We start from the raw sequence: 11,852 nt of genomic DNA on the forward strand, positions 1-11,852 counted from the left end.
CGCCCAGGACGGAAGCCAGCGGCTTCCATCCTGACCGACGCTCTGATTCACTAAGTTCTACCGTGCAGGTGTCCAACTTACACTTGCAATTTGCGAAGAAATTTCTGTTATTGATATTATTGATAAAGAAGAAATCCCAATAAAGTGGAAAGACTTTATTCATACACATCACTATCAATATACAAAAGATTTCTATTCATCATATTTGGGGCTATTTCCTCGCCGTAGCTGTGAAATGGTATTCGCCATGTTTTGCTTAAATGTTTGGGCTGATAATACGAAAGGTTTTCGTAAAGATATGTCCTGGTCGGACTTAGAGGACCAGATATATAATCTGGTTTGTGAAGAACAAGATACGCCGAAAGGAAAGAACTACCCTATTCATTATGCTGCAAGTGATTTTTAAGTACTAAAACAAAAAAGAAGCGGGAGCGTCACCCTCGGTCTAAGCCAAAGGCGGCACTCCCGCCGTATTATTTAGTAGTTGCTCGTTGTTTTACACGGATTTTCTTGTTGTATCTGTGGATCTGTCTTTTTTGTTTTGATGCAGATTGAGCATCTGGCACCTTGATTTGGTTCGTTAACCGTCTAATCTCAGGAAACTTTCCTTCTTCGATATTGCGGGCAGCCTGTATCTGTCCTTTTAATGATAGAATTTGTTTTGCATCTTCTTCAGAACAGGCTTCAGTGCCAATGAGCGGTTTTACCTTCTGAAACGCATCATATATGGTGTTTTGAAGCCCATTAGGTACAGCAAGGGACTGTTCAGGAGTGACCACCGTTCCTGTAATTGGTTTATAGTCAGACGGACCGTAATACTTTACTTTGCGGTATTTAGGCTTGTGTCCATATTTTCTCAGTACACAATCAATCATTTGTCTCAACTGCTTGGGAGAGAAAGGCTTTTTACTAGAGAAAGTCATGTCATCCACATACAAAGTGAATTTGCAACCGCATTGCTTCGCCAGATCAGAGATTTCTGAAAACATATCAGAATAAGCATAGAAAGCCATAATCTGACTTGTTGGGCACCCGGTTGGGATACCACCATTGTATGTTATGATGTCAGTTAGTTTTTCAGCCACATCAGGGGAAGTTTTCAATTTCTGCACAAAAAACTGGTACACAGGTTCTCGTGTGCAGTTATCATAGAACTTTTTAATATCAATAGTCAGAACATATTTTCCGTCGAGATGTGCCTTTCCGTTGTCTATATAACATTTTTGCTTTTCTCCAGAGATAAGCCATTCAGGCCGGATGACCCGGTGAAGCAGGTAAAGAATTCTGCGCTGGATAGCTTTAAGTATCTTATCCGGAGCAGTTATCTCCCTTTTTTCATTAGAATGCTTTTTATCGATTTCAAATTTGTGATACCCGATGATGCTATCAATTATTTTGAGACCACCGGGTTCAAGACACAGAAGATGTTCAAGACGCTTTTTTGTCCGGCATTTATAAAGAGCACATTGAGTGATGTCATATTTTCTAATCGGCGCTTTATTCTTCATCTGGATCACCTGCTGCCGCAGACATACTTTGTATCAAGTGTGCCATCATGTTTCTGACAAAGGCAGTTCCTTTGCCAGACTTTTCTGCTTCATCCATGTTTTCAGAAAGTAGTATCAAAGAAGATAATCGGATACCGTAAATATCCGCATATTTTTGGAGTAATTCCAAAGATGGTTGCTTTTTGTTGTTTTCAATTTCCGAAAGGTAACTCGCAGAGATGCCAAGTTCTGAACTCATTTCACTGGCCTTATATCCATAAATGATACGCGTACGCTTCAATACATCTCCAATCATGCTTGCCACCTCCCAGCTATTTAGGTTCGATCTATAATATCAAAGCCACTTGGCCTAATAAACAAAAATTAGATGGGCTTCCCGTTTGCTGCACCACCTCGTCTTACTTCTTGAACATCTCACAAAAGCACTGGATGATTTGTAAAACCACCAGCAGCACTTCAAGCGCCTTAAACGCTAACCGGAATACGGTCTTGCGCCATTTACGCTTGAACTTGGAACGGTGAGAAGTCCGGGGGGCCGACGAGTTGCCGGGACTGTCCTGCATGAACAGCGATTTCTTATGCTTTTGCATAACATACCTCTTTCGAGAACCACGAAGTATAGTTGGTGTGGCTCCCTCCCGGGAAAGAGTTGGTGCATACAGGACAACCCATCTAATTCCTTTGGGCATGGCCCAAGCTCCCGGCTTGGGCCATGCCGGGCGACGGCGCATCGGGGGTCAAGCCGTGTGCCGCCCCCGTGGGGTAGAACACCGTTAAGATGTTCCGCGAGTGCGGACGCACTCCAATTTGGGGGAGAAGACCAGCAGAGCACCTGCTCTACTTTTCGCTGCAATGCTATAATAGCAAATTACAAGCCACAAGTCAAGATATAATTTCGCTATTTGCGAATAAGTTTTGAAACAAAAAATAGTGGGAGTGTCTCTTTCGGTTTGAACCGAGGGGACGCTCCCACTATGTTATGGAAAGGTGTTCAAAACGGTCTCTCTTCCCTCTTAAATCGTGAAGTGAAATCATACTGCCCCTACACGGAAAAGCCGCCACAGGCGGTTTCTTCGCCCATTTTGAACCCTAATTCCCGCACTTTTTGGAACGGAGGGAAAGATAGTGCGGACAGGACAACACCACCGCCCGGAAACTCTGCTTGTAGGGGTGGACGCAGCCCTTGCAGAGCTTGTTATACTGGCGTCTGCCGTTCTCACCCAGGAAGAACGCCCATTCCAGACGCCATTTCTTGCTCCGGCTCATAAGTCGCCCAGCTCCGGGGGCTTCTTCTGCTGGGCTCTGTCCGGGGGCTTGCGCTCGCCGCACTCCCGTTTGGCCTCCGCCAGCCGCTCCCGGATGGAGGGCTTCTTCTCCGGCGTGGTCCTGCGCGCCTCACCCTGGGCCTTCTCCAGCTCCTCACCCCTGCGACCGTTGTTCAGCACCCCGTCAATCATCCCATAGTCGTCCTCCAGGGTCATCTCGGCGGTGCGGAGAGGGTTCTCCGGCTCCACCGGCAGGGCGATGATCTGCCCGTTCAGGCTGATGAACTGCTCCGGCTGCTTGAAATGTTCCATGTACTTCTGCACCTGCTCCGGGGTCAGGGAGGTGAAGGACTCCTCACCCAGCCCTACCACCAGGAAGGTGCCGGCCATGACGTCGTAAATCTCCCCATGTTCATCCCGCAGGCCCCGGTTCAGCTCCAGGCCGATGAGCTTTCCCTCATCGTTGCAGACCAGCCCCACCGGGTCGGAGAAGGGATAAGCGGTGGCAATATCGCCGCCCACCTCTGCCTGTAACGAATGGAGGCCGGGGGCGATTTCCTTCACATAGGGCTCCTTCATGGGCTCCACCACCAGGACGGTCATCTTCTCCGGGGCGGCGTGCTCCTGGGCCTCCTCGCCGCGGATAGCAAAGGCGCGGGAACCGTTGCCCATGATGAGATACTTCCCATCGTCGGACTGATGGTGCAGACCGTACCCGGCCGCCTCCATCTGCTCCCGGCTCATATCCGTCACATAAAAGGTCCCCCTGGGGGTCCGTACCGTTTCGCCGGTCTCCCGGTCATCCGGGGAGGGCGCCGGGGCCTGCCCGGACAGCTCTGCCTCATACTCCCGGCCTGCCTGCTTCGCAAAGGCCAGCATCTCGTCCACATGGGACTTGTCCGGGTTCTGGATGGCCTCCCGGATTACCGCCGGATTAAAATCAAGAAATTCCTCATAGCCAGTGGCGTCCTTGAACTTCTCAATCTCGGAAGGCAGATAGTCCTCCTGGGTCTGCCCCAAGGCGGCCAGCTTCTCATCCAATGCGGAAATGCGGCCAGCCATCAGGTTTTCATAGATTTCTTCTTTCGCCGCGTGCTCCTCCGGGTGCTCGGCGGCGTACTGCGGGTCGTGCTGGCGGAAGAACTCGTCCATGTCGTAGGCAATGTCCATTGCCCACTCGGATTTTTCCTCCTCAGTCAACTCCTCCGTGTCCTGGAAGGCCATCACCCGGTATTCCTCCGGGATGCTGCCGTGTTCGCCGTCGTAATACTCATGGAAGCTGCTCCCGGTATCCCGCACATATCCCCGGTCGGTGAACTCGCCGCCCTCCTCCAGGGCGATGTCCCGGCCGTATGCCTCATAGTCAATGTAGCCCAGCAGATGCTCCGGCACCTGCATGGCGTCCAGCTCCTCGATGTAATACCGGCCCAGGTCGTCGTGGTCGTGGATGTCGGGGTAAATGTCGTAGCAGTCCAGGTTCTCGGTCAGGTTGATGATCTCCTGTAAGCTGCCCGAATGGTCGCCAATCTCCATGGCCGCCTGGAACCGCTCATATTCATCCTGGCTCATGTCATCCAGTTTGGAGGCCAGGTAGTTCAGTTCGTCCAGGTTTTCGTACTCGCCCAGCAGGTCATAGAGACCGCCCACATAGCAGTTGTAGTCCGTGATGAACCATTCCTCATAGGGCTGCCCGAAGTCGTCTTTCGCGCCGATCCCGATGCGCTCAAAGACCTTTTTCAGTTCCTCCGCCGTGGTGGGGAACTTCACCCATTCACCCACAAGGGCGCCCTCGTTGTATTTGCCCAGGTTGGTGATGAAAGCCGCAAAGGGATAATCCTTGTCATATTCATAATGGGGCATATACGCACCTCCTTACAGCTCCGGCTCAGATTTACCCTTGTGGGGCGCCTGGGCCTTGTTCTTGTTCCTGCACTCCTGTTTGCTCTGTTCCAGCCGCTCCTTGATGGAGGGCTTGCGGTCCGTCTGCTTTGCCTGGGGGCGGTCGTGCTGCCACTCGTCATCCGTGGGGAACAGATAACCCCGGCTGGTGAAGCACCCCCGGTCCTCCTCCAGAGCGCGCCGGCCGAAGGGGGCGGGATCAATGGCGGCCCGGAGGTCGTCCGTCAAGCCGATGGTCAGTTTCTCCTCCAGGTACTCCCATCCCAGATCCTCCAGGGTCTGGACATGGGGCTCCAGCACGAAGCAGTCCACATTTTTCTCAAATTCCAGGAACTGCTCCGCCGTGGTCAGCCGATAGGGGGTCTCCTGCACAGCGGCCAGAAGGTCCCGGTCCTCCGGGGAGAGGGCGGCAACGGCTTTCGCCACCACCGTCAGTTCCTCCCGGCCCATGTTCTGTTCCGCGCCGCCCAGAGAAATATCCGGGATCGTCTTATCTGCCATTCAAGCTCTCCTTCCGTTTGGGGAACTCCAATTTGAAGCGGACATACTTTTCGCCGGTATCGTCCAGCACCACCACCGCGTCATAGGCGGTGCCCTTCTTTTCAGACCACATCCCCTTGACGGAGGTGCGACCCTTTTTCAAAAGGTCAGCAGCCATCTTACGGGTCAGCTCCTTTTTGCGGGAGGTCCAGAAACGGTCATCCTTCCACAGCACGAAGCGGCAGGAGCGGTCGGAGCAGTAAAAATTCTTCTTCCCCTCGTAGACCGGCATGCCGCAGCGGGGGCAGACACCTATGGCCTCCCGCTCCGGGGCGAACAGCTTCTGGCCCTCCTCGGAGATGTGGGAATAGGTCTTTACCAGCTCCCGCGCCATCCCGGTGATCCCCGCCATAAACTCGGCGGGGTCCGCCTCGCCTCTGGCGATGGCGGTCAGCTTCTGTTCCCACTCCGCCGTGAGCATGGGAGAGGTCAAAGTATCCGGCAGGACGGTGACCAGGTTGATCCCCGCTTTGGTGGGGATGAGGCTTTTGCCCTTGCGCTCGGCGTCCTCCGGCATATCGTCTTTTCCGGCAGTCTCCATCGCCGCCAGGAGAGTATCCTCTGAAAGCTTTTGTCAAGGGGGTGCGTGGATATTTTTCATATTACTTACGCAGATTCTCTCTCTGCTTCTGCCTGAATAATGCGTTTCAATCTGTCCTCAGCAGTCAAACCGCTACTATGGTCAAAAAACACTTTGACTTTATAATTTGTTTTGCCTTGCTTAATCACAAAAACTCCATCCGGTTTGTTTTTCTCCGAATGGTTATTTGGGGTGGGTAGTGTACTGTTCACGATATTTGTCATACGATATTCCTCCTAATTAAATGAAAAAAGCCCGACAAGGAAAGGTCTGACAACGAAGTTCCGACAACGGACATCAGAAAACCTTTTTTCTTTATCGGGCGATACTATCTTTTTACTATTTCCTTTTTCTTTATAATATTGATTGTCATGGTTGTCAGAGAGGGAAAAGTGCCGCAATATCAAGACTTTCGGGATTTTCGCCCGACAACCAGACCGACAACCGGCTCGACAACCGAAACGACAACGGGCTTTTATTTTTGCTTCAACCATTCTTCCGGAAGTCCTAACTGTTCCATTTCCTCTGTCGGGATTTCTTGAAAACCATCCATGCTGTTGTCAGGCTCGTTGTCGTTCCTGATACGCTCCCAGCCTTTTTGTCTGCGGTAAGGCTCTGGAAAATACCTCGGATTGCTAAACGCCCTCCAGCCTGTGATGGTGTTATTCATAATGTCATTGATCTCTCGCAGTTCCCATTGTTTCGGTTCGTCATAATCATGCCCCAGTGCTTCCTTATAAAGCTGTTTGGAACAGACCATGCTGCCGGAATAGCGTTCCAGATAGTCTAAAATCTGTCCTGCCTTTGTGTCCTCCGGCATAAAATCCTTTTGGTGGGCTTTCAGATAATCGTTCATAGCCGGACTGAATCTCAGACGGAAATTGCCGCTTCTGTAAATCTCCATAGCTTCTGCCCACATCTGATTGATATACTCTCTGGAAGCCTGTTCATCCGCCAAAATATGAACCTCAGCCCTTTCAGGATAGACCATAACCGGAACGAAGCGGCGGTTGCCTGTTCGGTCAAGGGGAAGAAAGTCAAGGGTATTAGAAGAACCTCCAAACACACATTGTCGTTTTCTGTCTGCCGGATGTGTTTCATACGGTATCTTATAGGTTTCCTTTTGGCGGCTCAGAAAGGACTTGATTTCTTCAATGCTCTTAGCGTTGGCGGTTGCAATCATTTCCGACATTTCAATAATCCAATGCCCCTGCATTTTGCGGTACACATTTTCATCATCCAGCTTTTTCAAGTCATCAGAGAACCAGTCATCATTGACCGCAAGCAAACGGAAGAAAGAGGACTTTCCAGCTCCCTGACCGCCCACAAGACAGAGCATAACCTCAAATTTGCACCCCGGCTTAAAAGCTCGTGAGATAGCACCCAGCAGAAACAACTTCAATGCTTCATAAGTGTAATCATCTGTATCAGAACCGAGAAAACGGTGCAGACAGAAGCGTATGCGTTCCGTTCCGTCCCATTGCAGGGCATTAAGAAAATCACAGACAGGGTGGTAACGGTTTTCGTTGGCAATAACCGCAACTGCGTCTATGATTTTCTTCTCTACGGTCAAACCATAGTTTTCTTCAAAATATAGGAGCAGATATTTCACATCCACATCCGTCAATGTCGGGCTGTCACGATACCAGCCGAGGGACTTCACAATGTCGATTCTTTCGGTCAGAAGATTTTTTCGGATAGCCCCTTTCAAAAGTGGGTCATATTGCAGAACACGCTTATAATTTGCGGCAGTATTATAAACCTTACCTTTCTCGCTCTGCTCTAAGCTGTTTCGGATTTCTTCTACTGTGCATGGTTCTGTCTGCTGACAATTCTGCAATTCGCTGTTCATGTTTTAACGCCTCCTTTCTCTGTTCTGCCACAAGTGCTTTTCGTTCCTCCAATGAACCATACAGAAGAATATCAAGCAGATATTCGATATAGTTCTTCTTATACAGTGCTTCTGCAAACAGGGGACTCCATTCCTCATCCGGCTGTTTAGGAGCGTATTTCTTTTCCCATTCTCTAAGAAGATGAAAATAATCCGTCAGCACCTTGTAGCAATGATTTTCTTCTTTTTGATATTTCTGCTCCGGTGTCGGCTCACGAATACGAGGGCGGACACTGGGCTTTTGTCGGCTGTCATAGTTAAGACCAAAATCTTCAGCAAGTTTAACAGCAGCTTCTCTCAGCCCGATACCGAATAGCTTCGCTGTCAGATCAACAGCGTCTCCGGTTGCTCCGCAGCCAAAACAGTAATAGCGTTCATCCAGCTTCATACTGGGGGACTTATCCGAGTGAAACGGACAACACGCCATACCTGTGCGACCCACTTTCAAGCCATAGGCTTCTGCGGCTTGTCGGGCAGTAACATTTTCTTTTACAACTTCAAATACATTCATGTGACTCCTTTCCTGAAACGAAAAAAGCACCTGTCATTTTCAAAGTGAAAACAGCAAGTGCTTTAGAGTTCCATATCCTGTTTTTTGCTTTTCGCCTGATTTGTCCGGCTGACTTCACGCTCTGCAATTTCTTTCTTTTTGCGGCTCAACTGCTCTATAATGGAACTTTTGGCTTTCTTCTTAATTTGCTCCGTTCCGGCTTTTTTGACCTCCGGTTTCATCAGCGTAGTTTGGATTTTCTGAATGGTTGATTTCATAGCATTTGTGATTCTTGCAATCACGCCATCCAATCGTTTCGTTGCATACTCGATTTCTTTCTTTGAAGCCTTACGCTCAGGGGAGAGAACCCACGCTTTAGACTGCTCCACAAGCTTAATATCCTCCTTGTGCGTTTCCAGTTTCACAGTATCAGCAACGACCTCAACCGCCTTGTCATAGGCAATATCAGCAACCTCATCCACCAGAGCTTCCACATCCTCAATCTTCATCGTGAGTTCTTCCAACTTTTGCTCCTGTGCTGCCAGTTGCTCCTTTTGCTTGAAAAGAATATAGTCCTGTTTTTCCAGATAAGCACGACCACCATATTCTGGTTCTTCTTCCAGTTGTAAGCCATGCTTTTTCGCCACATCAAACAGAAGCACTCGACAGGCTGAATCGAAAGTCATCTTGCGGTTGTTTTTTCTTCCGACCGGCTTCTCCGGTTCCGGCAGTTCAAACCCCAGTGCTTCCAAAGCCTTTTCCTGTTGTGGGGCAATCTCCCCATATTGATTTTCACAGTCGAACACATGACGCTCGTGAATATGAGGGGTGCTTTCATCCAAGTGCAGCGCCCAATTCAGGATATGGACATGAGAGCCGAAACGCTCATTTACGATTTCCATAAATTCTGTGACGATCTCAATGAGCAATTCCGGTGGAACATGATTATCAAGCGTTCCAATCTGATAGACCGTTTCCTCTGGACAGGTCTTTTTGCTTTTGAGTAAATCTCCGGTTTCCTTATTCCTTTCAGGGTGTCGGTTCTTCACATTTCTTTCGTTCTGTCCGGTCACAAATTCACGATACCGCTGACGATAAAAAAGCTGTTCCACATCTTCAAAAGTGGCAGACAGTTCATTTTCCTTTTCGGGATTTTTGAAATTGAAGCCATTGTAACAGTCCCAATAGAGATTTAGTTTGGCTCGTTCTTCGTCAATGTGTTCGCTGTTGGCAATGTCAAAACTGCGGTCATTGTGCTTCGGATTATAAACGCCATTCTTTCCGGCTCGTCCATTGTGTCTTGTTAATTTCACATGAGTTCCTCCTTTTCTTTTTGATTTCCCCGACAGGGGAGAAGGGCAGCGAAGCTGATTCCTTGCGGCTTTCTGCGTCAAGTAATACCCAGTACTAAGTGGCGAAACGCCACTTAACTGGGCAAGGCTGCCGCCCTTGACCTGCACAGGGGTATTGCATTCCCTGTACCCATGCACAAAGGGTTGCACCCTCTGTACTCCCGCCCGAACAAACTGACTTCGCCCTGTCCCAAGCTCCGTCAGTTCCTTCGGTTTTACAAAACAGTCCACCGGACTATTTTGCAAAAAGAAAAACCGACGCATGATCGCTTTACGCTCAATACATCGGTTTCTTCATCGGACCTTGACGGTCATATTCAGTTGTGGCAGATTACAGATAATCTGCAAATAGATAAACAAAACTCACTAAATCCTTAAAATTCAATTTCCATCGTTTCATTCTTTCCATACTCAAGAGCATCACAACGGCAAATATTATTTTTCTTAATATTTATCTCGTCACTAAAAAATAATTAAAAATGTCTGATTTTGAAACAGGCTTATTGCTACTTGCCTAATGTAACAATTAAAAGCTCAGGAGTATTGTTAATTCGCACAGGAATGATGGAATTACCCAATCCACGACTTACTACCATATCAGTTTTTTCTTTGTGATAAACACCTTCTGTATACTTTGGAAAAAATCCCTGATTAGGAGCAATTAAACCACCAATGAATGGAATACGGATCTGCCCACCATGAGCATGACCTGCTAATACCAAATCAGCACCCAATGCAACATAATTATCAAAGAGTTCAGGTCTATGGCAAAGAACGATATTATACATTTTCTTGTCCAACAACGGCTCCATTTTTGTCTCTACAATTGCCCCTTGAATACCACCCATTGTATCTCGCTCAACAAAATCTGGATCTTGAATACCTATAATGTTAATATTTGAATTTCCTTTTTTTATAAGTTCACATTTATCGTCCATTATATGAACTCCTGCATCAAGCAGTAGTTTATGCAAATCATCATAATTATCAAGCCAAGCTTCATGATTTCCAGTAACATAGTAAATCGGGGCTATATCTCTGGCTTCGTAAATAAATTTCTTTGCTACACCGAAATCTGTGTGAGAAGAATCCACAAAGTCACCTGTTATCACAATTATATCAGGTGCTTCTTTTTGTAGCTGCTCAGTTAATTTTCCATTCCAATCATGGTTGTGTAGGTCTGACACAACAGCAATTTTATACCCATAAAAATCTTTGGGAATTTTGTCATTTATAATGGAGAGATGCGTTGAGGTAAAATGCATATTCGTCCAAAATATCCAGCCAATTAGTACAACTAAGATAATCAAAATTAGCACAATCAAATTTCTTCGTTTGTGTTGCCCTCCAACTACTATTTTCATAATTATCCTCCTTTGAATTAACTACAAATGGTGCCACTGCTTATTCAGTAGTGACACCATTTGTTAGATATTACTTAAAATAGTTATGAAATAGAATAATTACTTCATTCCATCTCCATTGGTAGCAACCAACTTATTATTGATGATACGACGGCAAGAACCATTGCTGACTTTAGTCTTAACCGCAGAAACAATCTGAGCTTCAGACTTATTGGAAACATCAATAGATCTACCAATACTATGTAATATTATACCTGAAAGCAATCGAGAAATCAATTAATATATTGTAAATTTAGATACAAGAAAATATTTGCAACACAATTTCCATATATTAAAGACAGAGCGATACTTTATATCCCCCATATGTAATTGCAGTCAAAACATCAGGTCTGCACCTGACATTTTAACCGCATATCAGCCCTTATTATCACACTATCCCTGTTGACTGTTCAGCCCATGCTTTTTCGCATATTCACTGGCTTTCTGTCTGCGTTCCTCGCTGTAAGGCGGCAGGAAGCGGATAGACAGACGGGACTTTGCCAGCACATAAGAAACACCGCCTTGAACATTGGATTTTTCCAGTCGGCAAAGGTCAGGGTACTTCTTAGTAAAAGCAGCCAGCCTCTTTTTCAATCCGGCGTTGTGGGTATAGATATTTGCCTTGTCCTCGCCCTCATTAAAGAGAACGATTGTTTCTTTCTCAATCTTCGTCAGTCTCGTCATAGCAGCCCTCCCTATGGTCTTTCAACACACGCAGCTTGCGGTAAAAGCAGCGATACCACCTTTCAACACCCTCAGCACTCAGCTTGACGGAAAGCATATAAAACAACTTCTTCGCCGCCGGATCGGGTGCAAGGGCAGCCACCATACGCAAACGCTCGACAGTTGCTTTCAGGTTCGGACAGCCAAAGGCATAAAGGGCTTCCATTTCATTCCGGTTCATCTTCATTGTGTTTTCCTCCT

General features: G+C 47.5%; 13 protein-coding genes and 1 pseudogene. All 14 read right to left on the reverse strand.

Annotated elements, in window-relative coordinates:
- Positions 1-473: 473 nt before the first annotated feature.
- Complete coding sequence (locus OCV64_RS12550; protein ID WP_262670228.1) at positions 474-1,508, reverse strand: reverse transcriptase family protein; 1,035 nt, start codon at positions 1,506-1,508, stop codon at positions 474-476.
- A complete protein-coding gene (locus tag OCV64_RS12555) occupies positions 1,498-1,803 on the reverse strand; it encodes a helix-turn-helix domain-containing protein (RefSeq protein WP_083833808.1) in 306 nt (101 codons plus the stop codon). The genes OCV64_RS12550 and OCV64_RS12555 overlap by 11 nt, the downstream gene beginning before the upstream one ends.
- 103 nt (positions 1,804-1,906) lie before the next feature.
- Positions 1,907-2,098, reverse strand: coding sequence for a hypothetical protein (locus OCV64_RS12560; protein ID WP_262670229.1), 192 nt, complete (start codon positions 2,096-2,098; stop codon positions 1,907-1,909).
- A gap of 499 nt (positions 2,099-2,597) precedes the next feature.
- Positions 2,598-2,774 carry a hypothetical protein gene (locus OCV64_RS12565; protein ID WP_262670230.1) on the reverse strand — a complete coding sequence of 59 codons (177 nt, stop codon included), beginning with the start codon at positions 2,772-2,774 and terminating at the stop codon, positions 2,598-2,600.
- A complete protein-coding gene (locus tag OCV64_RS12570; RefSeq protein WP_262670231.1) occupies positions 2,771-4,633 on the reverse strand; it encodes an antirestriction protein ArdA in 1,863 nt (620 codons plus the stop codon). The genes OCV64_RS12565 and OCV64_RS12570 overlap by 4 nt, the downstream gene beginning before the upstream one ends.
- Positions 4,634-4,645: 12 nt before the next feature.
- The gene (locus tag OCV64_RS12575; RefSeq protein ID WP_262670232.1) at positions 4,646-5,173 is read right to left on the reverse strand and encodes a hypothetical protein; all 528 of its coding nucleotides are present in this window, start codon (positions 5,171-5,173) and stop codon (positions 4,646-4,648) included.
- Positions 5,163-5,777 (reverse strand): annotated as a pseudogene (locus tag OCV64_RS12580) (DNA topoisomerase); the annotation flags it as partial. The gene OCV64_RS12575 and the pseudogene OCV64_RS12580, both read right to left, overlap by 11 nt.
- Positions 5,778-5,818: 41 nt before the next feature.
- Positions 5,819-6,016, reverse strand: coding sequence for a hypothetical protein (locus OCV64_RS12585; protein WP_005335835.1), 198 nt, complete (start codon positions 6,014-6,016; stop codon positions 5,819-5,821).
- A gap of 251 nt (positions 6,017-6,267) precedes the next feature.
- Positions 6,268-7,644 carry a virulence-associated E family protein gene (locus OCV64_RS12590; protein ID WP_262670233.1) on the reverse strand — a complete coding sequence of 459 codons (1,377 nt, stop codon included), beginning with the start codon at positions 7,642-7,644 and terminating at the stop codon, positions 6,268-6,270.
- Entirely contained in the window at positions 7,556-8,194 is a 639-nt protein-coding gene (locus OCV64_RS12595) for a CHC2 zinc finger domain-containing protein (protein WP_110437422.1), read from the reverse strand. The genes OCV64_RS12590 and OCV64_RS12595 overlap by 89 nt, the downstream gene beginning before the upstream one ends.
- Positions 8,195-8,256: 62 nt before the next feature.
- A complete protein-coding gene (locus OCV64_RS12600) occupies positions 8,257-9,486 on the reverse strand; it encodes a serine/arginine repetitive matrix protein 2 (protein ID WP_172592759.1) in 1,230 nt (409 codons plus the stop codon).
- Positions 9,487-10,031: 545 nt separating this feature from the next.
- Positions 10,032-10,889: a metallophosphoesterase gene (locus OCV64_RS12605; RefSeq protein WP_097780881.1), complete on the reverse strand. Its 858-nt coding sequence runs from the start codon at positions 10,887-10,889 to the stop codon at positions 10,032-10,034.
- A gap of 432 nt (positions 10,890-11,321) precedes the next feature.
- Positions 11,322-11,612: a molecular chaperone gene (locus OCV64_RS12610; protein WP_097780880.1), complete on the reverse strand. Its 291-nt coding sequence runs from the start codon at positions 11,610-11,612 to the stop codon at positions 11,322-11,324.
- Positions 11,590-11,838: a ferredoxin gene (locus OCV64_RS12615; RefSeq protein ID WP_097780879.1), complete on the reverse strand. Its 249-nt coding sequence runs from the start codon at positions 11,836-11,838 to the stop codon at positions 11,590-11,592. The genes OCV64_RS12610 and OCV64_RS12615 overlap by 23 nt, the downstream gene beginning before the upstream one ends.
- Between the last annotated feature and the right edge of the window lie 14 nt (positions 11,839-11,852).

Source organism: Muriventricola aceti, assembly GCF_025567565.1.
Taxonomy (GTDB): domain Bacteria; phylum Bacillota; class Clostridia; order Oscillospirales; family Oscillospiraceae; genus Lawsonibacter; species Lawsonibacter aceti.